Below are 19,193 nucleotides of genomic sequence, written 5' to 3'. Positions count from 1 at the left end.
TACCGCTAACCCATCCTACAAATAATTGTGCCTCCCTACTTATAAAAATCTTCGAGATGTTGTTTTAGTTGACGAATTGCCATACTACTATTGCGATTGTCGGCAATTTCTCCACAGAAAGAAACTAGATTTTGTAGGTTAAAGTTAGGAAAATATTGACTTTGATGGCGAGGGATATACTCTTGATTATCTAGCCAATAAATATAGAGATTTTTCTGACGATACAACCAAATTTCAGGCACTTGATAAGGCAGATAATCATCCACATTCGAGTAACTGGTGACATCAATTTCTAATACTAAATCGGGAGGAGGATCATTTACCCAGTCAATTCTGGCTTTCCCTGCTATAGCCGGCCAATGGTCAATATAAAAACTATAATCTGGTTCAATACCACTTGTTTCTGGTAATGCCATGGTTACGGGAGTAAAAGCCTCGTACTCACGCCCCAGATAATCCAATAAGGTGATGATAATATTAGCAATTAAATGGGCATCACGTCCATGCTTAGGAAGTGGAGACATAAGCAAGACTTCTCCATTGTGATATTTGATTTTAGGCTGAGAATTGTCGCCCCTTTGCCGAGACAAAGTTTGATAATCTAGCCAAGTGGCAGGTAATCTCACTAAGGATCCCGCCGGTAGCTCGATTTTATCTAGTGAAACTAAGGCAAACATGGCGCAAGGTTCCAGGTAAATGATGAGAAACGCTGTAAAATAAGTATAGGATATCTTCGATGTTCTCGATACCCAGCTGAACCCAATCGATAAATTAACTGAGTTTGGTAAGAAAACTTAAGCCTTGATAGTAGTTTCTTGATGAGCCAAAAATTATGCTATCGACTAACACAGTTTCCCCCCATATTATTCCCCCTCTCGAAAATGGCGATAGATTAACTCGTCCTGAATTCGAGCGCCGTTATCAAGCAATGACACAGCTAAAAAAAGCTGAATTAATCGCAGGAGTTGTTTATATGGCAGCCGCGGTGAGAGCCAAAAACCACGGTAAACCCCACGCTAATATTATCGGTTGGTTAACTGCCTACGAAGTGGCGACACCGGGAGTAGAAACACTGGATAATACTACTGTGCGACTGGATGGGGATAATCAACCACAACCAGATGCTTTATTAAGAATAGAAACCAGTGGACAATCAAGCATTAGTGAAGATGATTATGTAGAAGGCGCGCCAGAATTAATCGTAGAAATTGCTGCTTCTACTGCTTCCTACGATTTACACGAAAAACTCAAAGTTTATCGTCACCATGGAGTACAAGAGTATATTATCTGGCGAGTTTATGATGCTCAATTGGATTGGTTTCGCTTAACTGATGGGGAATATTTGCCCCTAGAATCAAATCAAGATAAGACATTTTGCTCCCAAGTCTTCCCCGGATTATGGCTGGATAAAAATGCTTTATTATCGGGCAATTTAGCCGAAGTTTTGGCAATATTACAACAAGGAATAGCTAGTCAAGAACACCAAGATTTTTGTCAAATTTTGGCTAATAAATAACCCAGATAAACTTGATTTTTCTCTGAGAACGTAGGTTGGGTTGAAGCATGAAACCCAACGCTAATAAATAACCCAGATAAACTTGATTTTTTTCTTAGTTGCCTAGGGATGGCTCAGAAAGATTAGCCGATTTTTCTTGCCAATCTTGACCGATTTTAATCGTCACATCAGAAGCGAGATTCCCCGTACTTTCCACCAAAACTTCCCCGACACCAAGGCTATTATGTAGGGCAGCAGCCAGGGAATTATCCCCTTTTTGAGCAATAATTTTGGTAGTTTCTAGAATTGGCGATGAAGACTTAGAGACAAAAACATTTTCATAACCCAATGAGCGCAGATATCTGACTAGAGTTTGCACCGCTTCTGGATTATCGGTGCTATCTTCCACAGCTATGCGAGTCGGTTGCGTGGTTTCTTCGATGTCAGCCATAAAAGAGCCGTGGTTAAAATGTTGAGCCACTAGCTCTTGAATTTTACTTTGATTGGGTAGCCAATAACTGATCCCCTGCCGACCATCACCATTAAAGTCTCCGGGTAGCAGTAGCATTTGCACATCAGCGCGCTGAGTTTTGGAGGCAAAACCGGCTAGAGCGAGTAACTCCTCTAAACTGAGATTAGTATCGATATGAGTGCGGATAACCTTAATAATATCGGGAATTTTCAATAAAGTTGCTGGTTTTAGGGTTTGTTCCACTAAAGACCGCATTAATTGCTGTTGTCGTTGGATACGACCGATATCGCCGTTAGCATCGTAACGAAAACGGGCAAACTGGAGGAATTTCTCGCCGTTAAGGTGTTGTTCCCCTTTTTTCAGGTCAATGTAGAGGTGTTGACTAAAATCTTTGTACTTCATGTCTTTGGGAACATATACCGTCACCCCCCCCAAAGCATCAATTAATTTTTCCACACCCTGCACATTAATGCGAATATAGCGATCGATAGCCACTCCGTCCAAAAGATGACTAACCGTTTCCGCCGTTAAAGCAGGTCCACCAAGGGCGTTAGCTTCATTGATTTTTTTCTCCCCATAACCCTCGATATCGGTGCGGGTATCCCGGGGGATGGAAAGCATGGTTAACTTCTGTCTTTGGGGGTCAAAACGCAGTAACAGCATGGTATCGGTTAAACCATCTAAGGAATTAACCGGGGCATGATAACCCAAATCTGGGGTTTGTGCCTCCTTGACATCGGATGTCAACACTTTAGCCCCAACTACCAGAATATTAACGGGACGGTTGAGGGCGGGAAGTTGCAGATTTTGATAGGATATGGCCTGCTGATTGTTAAAAGCGGCGGCTTCTTGGGGACTGAGAGCAGCTTGTCGCAAAGGTGTGGAGGAGAGAGACACAGCCAACATAGCGCCGGCCGTAGCGGAAACTAGGGCGCAGCCGGTTAAGCCTAGGGCTGTCAGGAACCATTTACCGGACAATCGCCGCTTTTTAACAGGTTTAGCCGCTAATTTGCTTGATTTTCCGCTTTTAAGCCTTGATTTTGTCTTATTAACCACAAATTGCCTCACACGGTCACTAAATATCTCCCTAAAACCATATTTTAAAGAGATGAACTATTTTTTTTCTCAGATACCCGGAAAAGATTATTAAACTAAGTGGGTTTTCTAGAGAGTTAGCAGATAATATAGCAGAATTTTTCCTTATAATTGTTCTGCATCGCAATTTTGTCGAAATATCTAGGGTTTGTTTCGTGGGAGCGGGGAAGTGGGGTGTGGGGTGTGGGGAAGTGGGGAAATGGGGAAGTGGGGAAATTGAACTAAAACCCCAAAACCCCAAAACCCCAAAACTCCAACCCCCAACACCTAAAACCTGTCTCGGAGTCTCCTATCTCCTATCTCCTATCTCCTCATTGGCTGATTTTCTTGTGCAGAAATAACTTTTGTGGTCGATTAAATAACCAATTGCTCAACCAACCGTCGGTTTTTTGCAGACGATAACCGCTACTTGAGTACAGTGACTGGGCCGCTAGATTATTATCGAGAACATGGAGGGAAAGTTCCTCAAAACCCCATTCTCTAGCGATCTGTTCACACTTGAGCAGCAATCTCCGGGCCAGACCGGCACGCCGGCGATCGGGACTAACGGCTAAATTAGAGATATAAGGAATGGGAACAGCTAAAAAAGAACTGGATTTTAAGCCGATTTCCGCCGTAGCGACAATAATTTCCTGAGAACCCGCAGCCGTGACGCTGGTTTGACTGACTACCAGACAGTGATAGTAAGGGGTATCGGCGCGCAATCGTCCCCGTAAGTCCTCGTAAATGCCCAATTTAAAGATAGGACGCAGAAAAGACCAATAATTGGCCGTGGGGAAAAAACTATCGGTGAGAATTTCCGCCAAGCTTTTGAGATCTTGGCTTTGGGCCAAACGCACCTCGATGGTAATGGTGGCATTGTCACCGGTCGCTTCCGAGTCGGAGGGATTAGACAATAGGTATGAGATAAAACAGGAGTCCACTTTAATCACAGGAGTCGGCAGGGAAGGTGGGGATGGCAGTCCTTATCTGGGAAAGGTAAATAGGGGTAGGAGCTAGTTGGGAGAATCAAGCATCTATCTTAAGGAGAATACCGCAATTTTTCAAGACTACTGAATCAAAATCTCATCCATTCTACTGCCTATAGCCCCAGTTGGGGGAAAGACCGCTATTTTTCGGGAATTTTTTTTGATCGCCGGGCTATGGTTAAGATGGGACGATGCCGGTCAGAACTAATTTCTTTCTTTTTGGGTCAATTAACTATATTCTTTAATCTAATCTATCCTCCTACCCCCCTCTATGATCAAAGAAATTTCCGCTTATTTGCAAGTGTTCCGCAGTCAAAAAATGGCGGCTTTGTTATTCTTAGGTTTCGCTTCTGGATTGCCCTTGTTGCTCACCAGTCGCACCCTGCAAGCTTGGATGACCACCGAAGGAGTTGATCTGAAATCGATCGGTTTATTTAGTTTAGTCGCTCTCCCCTACTCTCTTAAATTTCTTTGGTCTCCCTTACTCGATCGCTATCTTCCCCCGCTGCTTGGTCGTCGTCGCGGCTGGATTTTAATCGCTCAAATTTGTTTAACTTTAGCGATTGGTTTCATGGCTTTTCAACAACCGCAACGATCTTTAGAATTATTGGCAATTAATGCTTTACTGATCGCTTTTTTTAGTGCCAGCCAAGATATTGCCTATGATGCCTATCGCACAGATATTTTAGAAAAATGGGAGATGGGTGCTGGGGTGGCGATCGGGGTTTTAGGTTATCGTTTGGCTTTAATTTTAACTGGTTCGATCGCTTTAATTTTAGCCGATCTCTTTCCCTGGCCTCTCGTCTATCTTTTCCTAGCTGGATTGATGGCTTTAACGATTATTTGGTCTTTTTTCGCCCCAGCTACTCCCCCTAGAGATGATACTCCTCAAACTCTTTTAGAGGCAGTTTGGTTGCCTTTCCAAGAGTTTTTTCAACGCTATCGATTCGGTCAAGGAATCGGTATTCTCGCCTTTATTGTTCTCTATCGTTTAGGGGATGCTTTAGTTAATAATATGGTGACTCCTTTTCTCTTAAAAACTGGTTTCAGTCAAACCGATATCGGGGCGATCCAAGGGGGCATGGCCATGATAGCAACTATGGTGGGAGTTTTATTAGGTGGTTCCCTGTTAAGTCGTTGGGGAATTAATCGATCGCTCTGGATTTTTGGCGGCTTGCAAGCTATTAGTAATTTAGCCTATTTTATTTTAGCAAATTTAGGGCAAAATTATCCTTTTATGGTCTTAGCTATTAATATTGAAAACTTCTGCGGCGGCTTAGGCACTGCCGCTTTTGTGGCTTTTTTAATGAGTCTTTGCAATGCTCGTTTTACCGCTACTCAGTTCGCCCTTTTATCGAGTTTAATGGCCTTTAGTCGCGATATTTTAGTAGCTCCCGCCGGAGTTTTAGCCGAGGCAATCGGTTGGCAGTGGTTCTTTTTAATCACGGTAATTGCCGCTTTACCTGGGTTAGCTTTATTGCCTTTATTTGCTCCTTGGCAAGAGCCGAATTAGGCTAATTTATGAGCTAGGTAATGATAATTTATTCCTCCGATTTCACTCGCATAACTACTAAAGTCATATCGTCGCTACTGTCATTTACCAACCCAGTAAAAGCGGCCACTTTTCCAAATAAATATTCTAGAATCTGTTCGGGATCGGTGTACTGTTGACAGGCTTCTTTAACTGCCGATAGCCAATTTTTCTGATCAAATCTTTCCCCTTTCGAGTTAACTGCATCGGTAAAGCCATCGGTGTAATAGATCAGCGTATCTCCCGCTTCTAATTGCACTTGGGAATCGTCATAGATAGAATCGGCCTCTAAACCAACTAATGTCCCTTCCGTGTCGAGAGACTCTAACTCTCCCCGTTTAGCTCGCCACCAGAGGGTGGGATAATGGGCAGCATTACTGTAGCCAAGACGGCGCGTCAGGGGATCATACTCGGAATAAAATAATGTCACGAAACGATGAGAATTATCGAGATCGGCATACATAACCCGATTGAGATGACGCAAAATCTGGGCCGGGGAGTGACGATTTAACACTTCCGCTCGCAACATTCCCCGGGTCATGGTCATCAATAATCCTGCTGGGACACCTTTACCCATGACATCACCGATGACTATACTCCAAGGAGCGGTACTGGCTTCCCTTTCCGCCTCCGTTGCCAGTTTAAATTGATCGTAGTTGCAGGGGATAAAATCATAATAGTCGCCACCAACGCGATTAGCCGTTTTGCAGTGGGCTGCCAATTCTACCCCCTGAATTTTCGGACATTGCCGGGGTAAAAGACGATTTTGGATTTCGGAAGCGATTTCTAACTCTCGATCCTGACGTTCCTTGGCCCGTAATTCGATCGTTAATTCATTATTAGCTATAGCCACCGCCGTTTGATCGGCCACTAGCTGCAGCAGTTTACGACGGGTGGGGGTCCAACCATAATCGGGATCGCGACTGAAAACGTATAAACGTCCCCGCTCACTATTTTTTACCAAAACAGGTGTACTATAAACCTGCGTACCCTGTCCGAGAGTTTGCCGGATTTTATGGTCGAGACTATCGAGAAGCGATCGATTATTTTTATTCTCAAGTGCCGCTTCTTGGTTTAATTGTCGGATAATTGCCTCTAATTGTCGGCGTAGTTCCCCATTAATTTGATTATCTTGGCAATGCAGTTGATCAAGCGCCACTTGACCGTTATTTTTGCTCAAAATCAACGCCCCTCCTTCTGCATCTGCCACTCGTGCGGCCATCAAGGGGGTAAGATCGAGGAATTGGTTTAAATTATTGAAACTCCGCAGGGCAAAACCGAGGGAACTTAAGAGATTTTGAACTTTGTTTTGTTCGCGATATAAACTAGCGACCAACTCTTTTAAGGCTAAAATTGGCTTGATATCGGTACTTTGATCGCCCATATTGACTGTGGCAGTGGTGAGGGTGTCGCTCGGTTCCGGCTCAGAACGCATAAAATGATTTTTGTGGCGGTGACATGATTATAGCTAGATGGTCATTGGGTTATGACCTGTTTAAGTCTAACAGTATAGTGGATCTTTTCCTGACTGCCACAATTTAATCCTGATGTTTTAGTATTTCTGTTTTGCCACACCGAAGGCTGAGGCTGATAGCTTGACCTTATAATAATTAGAAATATGTAACTCGATCAACTGACTTTATGACCTTGCCTCTCGATGTTCCCACGGCGATTAATCAACGTCGTTCTATTAAAACTTTTACCACCGATCCGATCGCCCCGGAACTGCTGAAAACCCTAGTAGAATTAACCGTTGCCGCACCTAGTAGTTTCAACATCCAAGATTGGCGAATTATTTTAGTACAAGATGAGGCACAAAAGGCCGCTTTAGCCGAGGCCGCTTGGGGACAAAAGCAAATTATCCAAGCGCCGGTTACTTTTGTTTTCGCTGCCGATGCTGCCGCAGGAGGAGGAGATCTAACCCCCATCTATGAACAGGCCCTCAGTACGGGTGCTTGGAACGAAGGCACGGTAAAATATTTTCAACAGGCAATCCCGGGATTTCAAAAGAATTTAGGCGAAAAAACCCGGGAATACGCGATTAAAGATGCCATGATCGCCGCTACTCATCTGGTTTTAGCTGCCGAAAGTCTCGGTTTATCTAGTTGTTTTCTCAACGGTTGGATCGAGGACAAGGTAAAAGCGGTGATCGGTGCTGCCGATCATCCCCATCTGGCGATCGCTGTTGTCGTTCCCATCGGTTACGCGGCGGAACCGCGGCTTAATCCGGGGCGTTTACCTTTAGATTACAATGTTTTTGTGGATCGCTTGGGTAATCCCTATCAAATCTAAACTTTAGCGATGACTTTCTCTCCCTCAGCTTGGTTAACGCCCTTTTTTTACACTCCCCTTTGGCGCGCTGGGGGTGTGTCCATCACTCTCGGTTGGATTATTGGTACTCTTGTACTGTTTATTCTTGTCACCTGTCTGACGATCGCTTTTAAAAGTTTACTAAAAAATCGTCTGCTGAAAAGTATCGGTTTTGATGAGGGTAATCGAGAAGCGATCGCAACTCTGGCTAGTTTTGCTTTTGGGGCTTTTGGTTATATTATCGCCCTACAATTGACTGGATTCAATCTCGCTTCGATCGCTGTTTTAGCCGGTGGTTTGGGGGTGGGTATCGGTTTCGGTTTGCAGGAGTTAACCAAAAATCTCACCAGTGGTTTAACTTTGTTGGTGGAACGCAAGTTAAAAGTGGGCGATTTTATCGAATTTGAGCAAACAAAGGGTTATATCCGGGAAATATCGATTCGTTCCACCACCATTCGCACTGTTGATGGTGCAGAGTTAATCGTTCCTAACACAATCCTAACTAGCAATCGCGTCCAGAATTGGCATTATACCGACTCGCGCATTCGAGTCATTGTACCGGTGGGAGTTGCCTACGGTACGGATCCTTTGATAGTAACGGAAATTCTGCTGCAATCAGCCTATATGTCGGGAGAAATTGCCTTTAATCCGCTTCCCAAGGTGATTTTTAACGGTTTTGGTGATAGTGCTTTAAATTTTGAGTTGTGGGTATGGGTGGAAAAAGTCGAACAGGCCGTTTTTCTGAGAAGTTCCCTACACTTCATTATCGAGCATAATCTGCGTCATCGGGGCATAACAATTCCTTTTCCCCAGCGAGAGTTATGGTTGCATAATACCGACAGTTTTGAGGCAGTTAAGGAACAGGATCAGGAGATAGTTAAACCTGCAAAACCGCTATCGTTAAAAGAAATGTTATTGGAGGTGAGTTACTTTAAACATTTTAACGATCTGCAATTGCGTGTATTAATTGAAATGGGTTGTCGTAAACATCTCCAGGACGGGGATATTTTAATTAGACAGGGAGAAAGAGCTAATTATTTCTGTATTGTTTTGCAGGGACAAGTGGATGCTTTTTATGAAAACGATAAAATCAGTCGTAAAATTTTTACTTTTAATAAAGGTCAATATTTTGGGGAATTACCGTTAATATTAGAGGTTCCCTATCCCACCACTATGCAAGCAGTGGGGGAAACCTTGTTATTTTTGCTCGATCGTCAGGGGTTTCAGCATCTTATCACTACTTATCCGGCTCTAGCGGAGGAATTCACTCAGGCACTCACCCAACGTCAAGAGGAATTGCGCGAATGTCAGCAGAAATTGGGAGAAATGGGGCTTTTAGACTCGGAAGACCTGAAAAATCCCGTCTCTTGGCTGCGACAACGGTTAAAGAGCTTTTTTGCGACTTAAAAGGGAATGACAACAGATTTACAGCCTTTTTTCTCTAGCAGTTATCCTAATGATGAGGTACGAAGCTGAGAATAGGGAGTCGCTACCTGCGGACAACTGATCAGATATCCCTGTTGTTTTCAGGGATGAGAAGATGTGGACGTCCAAACCCCCTCGTACTCCCAGTCAAACCAAAATTTAAGTTATACTTCATCTATTTTAGCTTTTAAGAGCAGGCTAGGGAAAAATCCTAAAATCCGAAAGAATAACCGATTTTTAGCTTTAATTGACTTTGATCATTGCCATTAGTGGCAATATCTCCCTCGATACCCCAATCGATCACACCTTGGCGATTAATTTGCTGACGAATTCCCATACCAGTGCGAATTAAAACGCCACCATTACTATTATCGCCGGTAATTACGCCCAATTCTGCTAAAAAAGTGCGATCAAAACGTTTCGGATAACCAATCGGTCGCGAATAACCGAGAATTGCTGCCGGGGAAAAAGCTCGATCGCCGTTATCGGGGTCAGTTTTTATGTTTAAATCGAGATTAAGATGCACGCGATCGAATTGACCAACAGTTTTACTAGCAATTCCCCGCAGACGAAAATCTAATCCCCTAGCATTATTTCCCGTCGGTAATCCTAAATCGGTACGAATGGCAAAAGCGGGAACATTATCGTATTCTCGATTGAAATTATAGAAAAAACCTACAGATAAATTTCCCACATCAAAATCCGTATCATCACTATTAACTCGTCCTCCCACTTGCGGATCGATGCCGATAATAATGTGACCATTGCGAATAATACCGTTGAGGTATTCAATATCAAACTCACCCCCAAGATTACTATTTTCAGGAAAGACTAGACTTCCTCCAAATTCTATCGATTGTTCCCCAAAACCAAGACTTTCAGCATCATCAAAAGAAAGGGGACGACCGGAATCAAGATTGTTATGATCGTTGGCAAAAACTGGATTAGTAAAACTGGCAACTAAACCCACAGCAATTAATAAAAATCTTCTCATTTTTTCAGTTCCTCTTGATCATTGCTGTCATCAGGTTTTTTCTCCGTATTAGGAGGTTTTTCTGGAGAGTAATTTTCGTGGTTATGGTGTTGGTGATCTTCTTCCTCATGTCCCTGAGAATTATCAGGTTTTTTCTCAGAATTATCAGGATTATCGTGATTATGACCTTCGTGAGAAATATCTGTTGGCATTAATCCCATACCCGGAATTCCTGACTCAAAACGATGATCATGTAGTCCTTCACCACCATAATTTTTTCCTGCTGCCATTCCTTGATGATTAGCGGCCATTACTAACCAAATAGCGCGGGTAATTTGTTCGTCTTTTTGTTGGGGAGTTAGCCAAGCTGATGCCAGAATATCATTAACCATATCGTGCAACATATGCAGGTTATCAAAGGTGTTAGATATTGCGGGAAAACGTCGGGCAAACTTGGGACTAAGTTCGGCAAACATCGGCATAAAAGCTCGATCGGTGCGATACAATTCCTGACTATGGTATTGTTTTCCTACCTGTTTATAAGCTTGTTTTTGTTCTTCTAGCGTCTTCTCATAGAGCAAGTCATACATTGTTCCTTGTAACCAATGGTAGCCCCAAAATAAGCCATTAACTTTCGGATATTTCTGGCGAAAGGCTTTAGAATAAGGCTGGGAATCCAGATAACCCATATTCATGGGTAATCCCGTAATCGCATAGGGAACTTTTGTCAAGTAAAATTGATATAATTTTTCAATTTCCGCCTCTTTTTCCTTGTTGGTTAATTTGCTGCTGGCTAAAACATCAACGGTTTGAGCATGGAAAATATGCGCCCACTCGAAAACCTGTTCTAAAACACCGTATTTTCTGCCAAAAGTTGGGGAAATATTACCCTCATCGGGCATAAATTTAGGCGGATTTTTTAAAACCCAATTAATTTTTTGGTATGTCTTAGTTTCTAAATCTTTCGCTTTTCCTGTTACGATATCTTCGTAGGCAAAGGCATGACCAACAGCGATCGCATTCAAGTCTAAAGCTAAATCTCTGACATTATAAATGGCATTGTTATAAACCCCTCTTTGGGGATAAATATGATTACGTTGCTTGTTATACATCCAAGCTGGTATATTATCAGGAATTGCTTGTAAAGTCTGAGTTTGAGGTGAATCAAGATGTAAATGTTGAGCAATGACAGGAGTAGAAATCATTGCTACAGTTACCAATAAAATTAACTTTTTCATGATAGTTAAACCTTGAGATTAGGGCAAATAAATTGATCGTCTTTTACTGGTGTATCCGTCCATCCTTGCAGGGTTTCGGTTAATTGTTGACGCAATAAAAGCAATTGTTCCACTTGTTGATCGATCTCAGCAATATGTTTAATTAATTTTTCTTGAATATCTCCACAGGGTAACTCACCATGGTCATGAATTACTAAACATTCGCGGATCTCTTGCAGACTTAAACCCAAAGATTGTAATCTTTTGACAAACAGCAAGCGATGGACAGTATCGGGAGTAAATAGGCGAAATTGTCCCTCTGTCCTCTCAGGGGACTGAATTAGTCCTAATTCCTCGTAATAACGAATCGTTTTAATTGAAACACCACTTTCTAGGGAAAGTTGACCGATTTTGAGCATTATTTTTGCTCCTTAATCCTATCGTTACCCTATTATAAAATCTCCCCCTGACTGGAGAATCAAGGGGGGGGAAAGAAATATTTTTTTAACTGACTTTACACTCAACTCCAAAACCGACCAAGAGAACTTTTTCCAAGGGTTCCCCCTCCTTGGGACGTTGATAGTTAATAATTTTGCGAATTCGCAGGTCTGGATTGATTAAAGTAATTGAATCCACGGAAACACTGCGAGTATAATTGGTGGTCATTAATAACTCTCTGGTAGTGGAATCAAAGCGAAAAGCGGAGATAATTGGTCTTGCTTCTTCGTAGGCGCGATCACGAAGATAATCCCCTTCTAAATAACCGTTATTTTCTGCTTTAACCACAAATAAAAGATTAAGATTTTGTCGCACTTCTTCCCCTTTTTCCGAGATGGTATAGAAACCTAAATTAAACCCGGGGATACTTTCTAAATCCGCAATATCAGGATAGTTATTATCTGTCAGAACTTTCTGTTTAATCTCTCTGGTGAGGGGTTGAATGAGGAATTCAGTACGGGAACGTTCCACTTCTTGAGCAGCTAGATAATGATAGGTTCTTTCCGTTTGCCAACTACCGACACAATAGGCAAAAAATTGCTGAAAAACTTCGGTATTCATAAATTTAACTCTCCTCATGTCATATCTTAATTTTAAGTTATTTTATCAGTAACTTGTTCCCTATTTTCAAAACCATAACAATCTCGAACAAGATAAAGTGGCCTACCCTTGACTTCCTCATAAACCCTGCCAATATATTCGCCAATAATACCAAGAGTCAGTAATTGAATTCCTCCTAAAAATAGGACAGCAACCATCAGAGAAGCGTATCCAGGTACATCGATTCCTAAAATAATAGTCCTGAGAATTAAAAAACTAGCATAAACAAGACTAATAAATGCAATGATAAATCCTACATAGGTCCAGACTTTCAGAGGTAAAAAACTAAAGGAGGTAATACCATCAAGGGCAAAATTCCATAATTTCCAGTAATTCCATTTAGTTTGTCCTTGATACCGGGGTTCTCGATCGAATAAAATTGATGTCTGTTTATATCCCACCCAAGCAAATATTCCTTTCATAAATCTTTGACGTTCGGGCATTTTTTTAATTGATTCTACCACTCGGCGATCAATCAAGCGAAAATCTCCCGTATTAGGGGGAATAGGAACGCGACTTAATTTATTAATGACTTGATAGAAACCTTCTGCTGTAAAACGTTTCAACCAACTTTCGCCAATTCTAACCCGACGGGACGCATAAACCACATCATAACCCTGCTGCCATTTTTCGATCATCTCGGCAATTAATTCGGGGGGATCTTGTAAATCAGCATCAATAGGAATGACTGCCATCCCTTGACTATAATCAATTCCTGCTGACATGGCGATATCTTTACCAAAATTACGGGATAAATTAACTACTTTAATTTGTGGATAACGTTGATGATATTCCACGAGATTTTTGAGAGTATTGTCACGACTCCCATCATTAACGCAAACAATCTCATAACTGGTATTTAGTGCCTCTAAAACTGCTAAAAGTCGCCGAAAGAGAGCATCGATATTTTCTTCTTCGTTATACAGAGGAACAACAACAGATATTTTTACAGGTATTTGATTTGATAGCATATTAATTGACAAAAAACTAGAGAAATTTCCTAACAAATGTCAGCAATTAAAACTTGTTCATACTTACCTGCTGCTTGTTGCCAAGTATATTTATCTTCGATTAACTTGCGAGCATTTCTAGATAATTTTTCTCGCAACTCTGCCGATTCAAAAAGACTACTAATCGCCGTACAATATTCCTCAATACTATTAGCTCTTAAGGCTACTATAGGAACATTATTTCCTGCCACTGTTAATCCTTCTAAACCTCGATCGCTGGCCACCACTGGCACCCCCGCCGCCATGGATTCTAGGGTTTTGAACTTCATTCCAAAACCCGTTCTTAGGGGAATAACTGCCACAGTTGCCTGATGAAGATAGGTGGTCATTGATGGTACTCGTCCCGTCACAATCACTCCTTTTAACTTAGTTAATTCTTGCACTTCTAGGGATGGATTAGCACCGACTAGAGTTAAAGTAGTATCGGGGTAAGTAAGTTGAATACGAGGTAAAATTTCTCTAGCTAAAAAACAGGCCGCATCGATATTAACCCAATAATCTAAACCACCGATAAACACTAAATTATGTCCCGCAGCATCCTGGGAACGATAGGGAAACAAATCTAAATCTACTGCATTAGGAATTAAATAAATCTCTCCATTGGGGGCAAATTCTTCCATTTGTTTTTGATCCTCATCGGTGGTGACGACAATTTTTGAGAATTTCTGCACAGTTTTTTGTTCGTAGCGACGCAGGAGAGGAAGGTAGAGACGATCCCGTAATTTTTGACTAGAAACCCCAATTTCTAATTGACTTTTGCAGGTTTGATAGAGGGAACTATGCACATCAATTACTGTCCTAATTTGCCTTTGCCATTCGGAACGAATATAAATTTCATTAACACTATGTTCGCTGGTAATTACTGAGAATTTTTGACTCTTAACTGCCCTATCTATCCAGTTCTGCATCTCTTGAGAATAGCCAAAAAGTACATTGGGAGGGGTTCCCGTTTGCAGGAATTGAGCTAATCTTTGCAGTTTAGCAATTATTCCAGTTGTGGCATCTCGAGGACGGGGAAAAACTACCAATTTACTAACAAAGTTACCTAACTTTTCTACCTCCTCATCTCCGACATCAGCAGTACGCTGAACGATGAGAGTAATATCATGATTTTTGCTGAGATGCTTGAGTAAATTAAAAGTTCTGCCCTGAGTTCCTCCTTTGCTAGGTGGATAGGGAAAGGTGGAACTAATCATTAAGATATTCATAGCTATTTTTCTAAACGATTTTCTACCATCATGCGGACAATATCGGTCATTTTGTATTGTGCTTGCCAACCTAATTTTTCCTTAGCTTTGTTGGGATTGCCACGACTAATGGCTAAATCTGTTGGTCTTAATAAACTTCGATCGGAAATTACATGATCTGGCCAATTTAAGCCCACAGTAGCAAAAGCTGTGGCGACAAAATCCTCTAGTTTTGAACTTTCTCCCGTGGCAATGACGTAATCATCGGGTTGCTCCTGTTGCAGCATTAAATACATCGCTTCAACGTACTCCGGCGCCCAACCCCAATCCCTTTGAATATCCATATTTCCTAGTTGCAAAGTTTCAGGACTTCCCTGGGCAATTCTAGCCACGGCAGCGATAATTTTTTGGGTGACAAAGCGCTCGGGACGCAGGGGAGATTCATGATTGAAAAGTATGCCTGAACAGGCAAAAATTCCGTAGGCTTCTCGATAATTAGCCACTTCCCAAAAAGCCGCCGATTTAGCCACAGCGTAGGGACTGCGAGGACGAAAAGGGGTATTTTCGTCGGCAGAATTATCGCCGATATCCCCGAAACATTCACTCGATCCGGCATTATATAATTTAATTTTTGCTCCAGTAAATCGAATTGCTTCTAAGAGATTTAAGGTTCCCGTGGCAATACTTTCTAAGGTTTCCACTGGCTGCTCAAAAGATAAACCCACAGAACTTTGTCCAGCCAAATTATAGACCTCATCCGGCTGAATTTTAATTAAGACCTGTAGGACACTGCGAAAGTCGTTCAGTGCCATCGATTCTAGTTTTACCTGTTCCTTGATTCCCAAACGTTTCAGGTTACTAAAAGATGACATTTGGGCATCCCGGGAGGTGCCACAAACTGTATAGCCTGCTTTTAACAGTAATTCGGCTAGGTAGGCTCCATCCTGCCCCGATATACCACAAATTAACGCTTTTTTACTCATTTATTTACAAAAATTTACTTTTGAGGGTTTAACATCGCCTTGGCGGCTTCGCTTAAATAACCGATTTGTCCATAGGCATAGAGAAGATTATCAAAGCTTTTAGCAGGATCATTGATAAATTTGACAGATTTAACCAATCCTCTCACCAAACGCTCACCTCCTCGCCTAAATTGAGCCAATCCCGTTCTTCCTGCCACTTCTTCCCGGTAGTGTTCGCTGATGCCTTGCCACCAACTGCGACGCATAAACCATTGACGATTGATTCTTTCTGGGGCAACATTGTGTTCCACCAGTGCTGCGGGAAAATAGCCCACTTGCCATCCCTGGGCCAGTGCCAGTTCTGTAGTGTATAATTCCTCGTTAGATAGAAGTTTTTTGCCAATTCTTCCCAAATTAGGGTCAAAACCGCCAATCTTCTCCAAGAAATCTCGCCGAATTGAGTAATTAACCCCTCGCGGAGTTAAATTCGCTTGGCTGATATATACCACATTGTCGCCCAAATCGAAAGCCCCTAAACCCGCTGCTAACTGATCGGATAACCAATTGGGTTGACTGTAGCCTTGCGGCCAAATTAAGGTGACTTTTCCCCCCGCTACTGCCAGTTTTTCGTTATTTTCGTAGGCATTTAACAGAATTTGCAACCATTGACGACTAGCGATCGCATCGTCATCCAAATAGGCTAAAATCGGCGCTCTAGTTTCCTTCGCCCCGCGATTTCTGGCGGTAGATAGCCCTAAAATAGGTTCGTAAACGTATTTTAGCCGCCCATCTCCCAGACGTGACTGGGCCACTTGACGGGTTTTATCGGTAGATGCGTTATCAACCACTAAAATCTCACAATCTGGGCAGGTTTGCGCTAAAAGACTATCGATCGCTGCTGCTAGGTAGTGATCGCGGTTGTGGGTACAGATAATCCCTGCTATTTTAGGAGCCATGGCTATCAAGGTTACTCATTCAATACCCTAAAACTTAACATTCCTTTGCAAAAATGTAAAAATGCTTGAGGAGACTCCGAGACAGGACACAGGAGACAGGAGATTGCTTTTTACTTATAGAGTTTCTCGTAAAGATGAAGTATAACCTAATTTGGTATTGACGACCGACTCCCCAAAAGGAAAACTTCCTATCTCACCATGAAGATAACTGCTATAACACTCTCCACTGATAACTGATAACTGATTACTGATAACTGAAAATATTATGCCGAAAGTAACTATTTGTATTCCCACCTATAACCGCGCCGATTATCTCACCTATTCGATTAATACTGTCTTGCGGCAGACTTATGAAGATTTTGAGTTAATTGTTTGTGATGATGGTTCTTCTGATCATACCCCAGAAGTGGTGGCAGCATTTCAGGATTCGAGAATAATTTATCTGCGTCATCCCCAAAATCTTGGTAGAAGTTTAAATATGCGATCAGGTTTTACGGCTGCTCGGGGAGAATATTTTATTAAATTCGATGATGATGATGGACTAACTCCTGAATTTTTAGCGAAAACTGTACCTATTTTAGAGCAAGAAAAAAACGTTGATTTTGTCTGTACTGATCACTGGATTATTGATAAATTTGGACAAAAAGTTACAGCTGCCACCCAAGAAAATTCAGCGAAATGGGGCAAAGACAGATTACAACAAGGGATTATTCCTGATTTACAAAGACAAACTTTTTCCTATCAAAGTTTACAGGTGGGTTCGACTCTTTTTCGTTATCAATCTTTAGTCGATGTGGATTATATGCGCTCTCAAGCGGATGGTTGTGAAGATTTTGATTTATTAGTGCGTTTAGCTTTAGCGGGAAAACAAGCTTATTTTCTGCCAGAATTATTAATGGAATATCGTTTCCATGGCGGTCAAACTAGCTTAAAACAAGCGGTTCACTTTTTGCAAGCAAAACTGTTTTGTACAGAAAGTTATCACTTTAATGATGTAAAATTAGAAGAAGAAAGAGTAAAAAAAACGGCTTTTTTACAGGAATCTTTGGGAATAAAATTAATTGAAAAGGGAGAAAACGAAGCCGGGCGAGTTTTAATAGAAAAAGCCTCGCAATTGTCAGGAAAATCCCGACGGGCTAGACTGGGTTTACTGCTTTCCTATTTACCTCTGAACTTGAGACAACTGGCTTTTCAAGGTTTCCGTCAACTACGCTCCAAAGATTACACCGAACAGGTAAGAGCCGTCTAAACTATAATTTATAAGTAGTCATGCAAAATTAATTACCTGCCCGATCGAGCTAAAACCCTTACGGGGCAATGATCGTCATGTGTAAATAATTTTGCCTAGGTACTTAGCAGTTATCCTAATGGTCGGGTAGGAAGTTTTCATTTTGGGGAGTGGGTCGTCGATACCAAATTAGGTTACACTTCATCTTTGTGACCAACGCTGCCAGTTTTTTAATTTAACTATCTATGGATACTATTCACGTTACAGGAATTCGGGCCTACGGTTACACAGGATATCTGGCCGAAGAACAGGTTTTAGGTCAATGGTTTGAGGTGGATTTATCCCTAGAAGTTGACATCAGCATTGCTGGCAAAAGTGACGCGATTGAAGATACCCTAGATTATCGACAGGCGATCAAAATTGTCAAACACCAGATTGAAACCAGCAAATTTGCCCTAGTGGAAAAATTGGCCACAGTCATCGCTGAGGATATCCTAAAACTCGATCGAGTGCGACAGGTAAGAGTACAATTATCGAAACCTGCCGCCCCAATTCCCCATTTCACCGGTAAAATCACCATCGATATTACTAGATCCCGTTGAGTTTACGGGTATTATCGACTAAACTTCGCGCAAAAGCGTCAAAACGTTGGGAAAGCTTCTCGTCAAGGATTTTTCCGTCTTCGTTGAAGACTTTCCACGCTTGTCCTAAGCTAATTTGTTCGGGAATTACCCAAGCATGAACCCAACGGAGAATGATTCTTAAGTCATTTAGGGCGTTACTATTGGATTGGCCGCCTAAAACACTGATTAATCCAGCAACCTTTCCCGATAACTCCTCAAAACTCATTAAATCTAGGGCATTCTTCATCACACCACTGACACTGCCATGATACTCCGGTGTCGCCAAAATTAATCCCGCTGCCGATTTAACCGTTTGCTGCATTTTGGCCACATCGGGATAGTCAGAATAGTCATCTCCCCCGTTACAGAAGGGTAAAGAGAGTTTTCTCAGGTCAATTATCTCCGTTTCTACTCCTAACGCCTGTACTCGACTGATAGCAACTTCTAACGCCATCGCACTATAGGATCCTGGGCGTAAACTGCCATTAATACCAACAATTTTGATCATAGAACTTATACAAACTCATAACGACTACATATAAGCTAACAAAAAAAGAGACAATTGGGGAAGCTTAGTTAAAAAAATATGTCGATGGGGCGGAGGGGGCGATCGATCTAAGTTTTAATAGGAGTAGAAAGAAAG

Annotated in this window: 20 protein-coding genes; 6 read left to right on the top strand and 14 right to left on the bottom strand. The window is 41.9% G+C overall.

Annotation, left to right across the window (positions count from 1 at the left end; all coding sequences use genetic code 11):
* Positions 1–35: 35 nt before the first annotated feature.
* On the bottom strand, positions 36–677 hold the full coding sequence (locus tag VL20_RS02445) for a Uma2 family endonuclease (RefSeq protein ID WP_052275494.1): 642 nt from the start codon (positions 675–677) through the stop codon (positions 36–38).
* A gap of 155 nt (positions 678–832) precedes the next feature.
* On the opposite strand from VL20_RS02445, the gene VL20_RS02440 reads away from it, so the two are divergent.
* Positions 833–1,516 (top strand): Uma2 family endonuclease, encoded by a 684-nt coding sequence (locus VL20_RS02440; RefSeq protein ID WP_052275493.1) that lies wholly within the window; start codon positions 833–835, stop codon positions 1,514–1,516.
* 94 nt (positions 1,517–1,610) lie between these two features.
* On the opposite strand, the gene VL20_RS02435 is transcribed toward VL20_RS02440, so the two are convergent.
* Positions 1,611–3,023 carry an LCP family protein gene (locus VL20_RS02435; RefSeq protein ID WP_002770582.1) on the bottom strand — a complete coding sequence of 471 codons (1,413 nt, stop codon included), beginning with the start codon at positions 3,021–3,023 and terminating at the stop codon, positions 1,611–1,613.
* 350 nt (positions 3,024–3,373) lie between these two features.
* Positions 3,374–3,994: a GNAT family N-acetyltransferase gene (locus tag VL20_RS02425; RefSeq protein ID WP_052275491.1), complete on the bottom strand. Its 621-nt coding sequence runs from the start codon at positions 3,992–3,994 to the stop codon at positions 3,374–3,376.
* Positions 3,995–4,301: 307 nt separating this feature from the next.
* On the opposite strand from VL20_RS02425, the gene VL20_RS02420 reads away from it, so the two are divergent.
* Complete coding sequence (locus VL20_RS02420) at positions 4,302–5,543, top strand: AmpG family muropeptide MFS transporter (RefSeq protein ID WP_052275490.1); 1,242 nt, start codon at positions 4,302–4,304, stop codon at positions 5,541–5,543.
* Positions 5,544–5,571: 28 nt separating this feature from the next.
* Here the strand turns inward: VL20_RS02420 and VL20_RS02415 are convergent, their stop codons facing one another.
* A complete protein-coding gene (locus VL20_RS02415; RefSeq protein WP_052275489.1) occupies positions 5,572–6,996 on the bottom strand; it encodes a PP2C family protein-serine/threonine phosphatase in 1,425 nt (474 codons plus the stop codon).
* 206 nt (positions 6,997–7,202) lie between these two features.
* Here VL20_RS02415 and VL20_RS02410 point away from each other — a divergent pair, with 206 nt between their 5' ends.
* Both VL20_RS02410 and VL20_RS02405 read left to right on the top strand, forming a co-directional pair.
* Positions 7,203–7,853, top strand: a complete 651-nt coding sequence (locus tag VL20_RS02410; RefSeq protein WP_052275488.1) for a nitroreductase family protein — start codon at positions 7,203–7,205, stop codon at positions 7,851–7,853.
* A gap of 9 nt (positions 7,854–7,862) precedes the next feature.
* On the top strand, positions 7,863–9,278 hold the full coding sequence (locus VL20_RS02405) for a mechanosensitive ion channel domain-containing protein (protein ID WP_052275487.1): 1,416 nt from the start codon (positions 7,863–7,865) through the stop codon (positions 9,276–9,278).
* 229 nt (positions 9,279–9,507) lie between these two features.
* Here VL20_RS02405 and VL20_RS02400 read toward each other — a convergent pair whose 3' ends face one another.
* The 9 genes from VL20_RS02400 to VL20_RS30950 all read right to left on the bottom strand — a co-directional run bounded on the left by VL20_RS02400 (position 9,508) and on the right by VL20_RS30950 (position 16,993).
* On the bottom strand, positions 9,508–10,290 hold the full coding sequence (locus VL20_RS02400) for a hypothetical protein (RefSeq protein ID WP_052275486.1): 783 nt from the start codon (positions 10,288–10,290) through the stop codon (positions 9,508–9,510).
* Entirely contained in the window at positions 10,287–11,507 is a 1,221-nt protein-coding gene (locus tag VL20_RS02395; protein ID WP_052275485.1) for a hypothetical protein, read from the bottom strand. Before VL20_RS02395 ends, VL20_RS02400 begins: the two co-directional genes overlap by 4 nt.
* A gap of 5 nt (positions 11,508–11,512) precedes the next feature.
* Entirely contained in the window at positions 11,513–11,905 is a 393-nt protein-coding gene (locus VL20_RS02390; RefSeq protein ID WP_052275484.1) for a MerR family transcriptional regulator, read from the bottom strand.
* A gap of 85 nt (positions 11,906–11,990) precedes the next feature.
* On the bottom strand, positions 11,991–12,545 hold the full coding sequence (locus VL20_RS02385; protein ID WP_052275483.1) for a phycobiliprotein lyase: 555 nt from the start codon (positions 12,543–12,545) through the stop codon (positions 11,991–11,993).
* 32 nt (positions 12,546–12,577) lie between these two features.
* Positions 12,578–13,555, bottom strand: coding sequence for a glycosyltransferase family 2 protein (locus VL20_RS02380; RefSeq protein ID WP_002788256.1), 978 nt, complete (start codon positions 13,553–13,555; stop codon positions 12,578–12,580).
* Positions 13,556–13,584: 29 nt separating this feature from the next.
* Entirely contained in the window at positions 13,585–14,802 is a 1,218-nt protein-coding gene (locus VL20_RS02375) for a glycosyltransferase family 4 protein (protein WP_052275482.1), read from the bottom strand.
* 2 nt (positions 14,803–14,804) lie between these two features.
* The gene (locus tag VL20_RS02370) at positions 14,805–15,764 is read right to left on the bottom strand and encodes a GDP-mannose 4,6-dehydratase (protein ID WP_002770602.1); all 960 of its coding nucleotides are present in this window, start codon (positions 15,762–15,764) and stop codon (positions 14,805–14,807) included.
* Between the two features lie 14 nt (positions 15,765–15,778).
* Entirely contained in the window at positions 15,779–16,699 is a 921-nt protein-coding gene (locus VL20_RS02365; RefSeq protein ID WP_052275481.1) for a glycosyltransferase family 2 protein, read from the bottom strand.
* A gap of 114 nt (positions 16,700–16,813) precedes the next feature.
* Entirely contained in the window at positions 16,814–16,993 is a 180-nt protein-coding gene (locus VL20_RS30950; protein WP_128575124.1) for a hypothetical protein, read from the bottom strand.
* Here VL20_RS30950 and VL20_RS02360 point away from each other — a divergent pair.
* On the top strand, positions 16,965–17,948 hold the full coding sequence (locus tag VL20_RS02360; protein ID WP_052275480.1) for a glycosyltransferase family 2 protein: 984 nt from the start codon (positions 16,965–16,967) through the stop codon (positions 17,946–17,948). The two genes, VL20_RS30950 and VL20_RS02360, sit on opposite strands and share 29 nt — an antisense overlap.
* A gap of 224 nt (positions 17,949–18,172) precedes the next feature.
* A complete protein-coding gene (gene folB / locus VL20_RS02355; RefSeq protein ID WP_002770608.1) occupies positions 18,173–18,529 on the top strand; it encodes a dihydroneopterin aldolase in 357 nt (118 codons plus the stop codon).
* Here folB and VL20_RS02350 read toward each other — a convergent pair.
* Entirely contained in the window at positions 18,516–19,058 is a 543-nt protein-coding gene (locus VL20_RS02350) for an NADPH-dependent FMN reductase (protein ID WP_002759793.1), read from the bottom strand. The two genes, folB and VL20_RS02350, sit on opposite strands and share 14 nt — an antisense overlap.
* Between the last annotated feature and the right edge of the window lie 135 nt (positions 19,059–19,193).

This window comes from Microcystis panniformis FACHB-1757 (genome assembly GCF_001264245.1).
Lineage (GTDB): Bacteria > Cyanobacteriota > Cyanobacteriia > Cyanobacteriales > Microcystaceae > Microcystis > Microcystis panniformis.
This window is presented reverse-complemented; position numbering and strand designations above follow the sequence as displayed.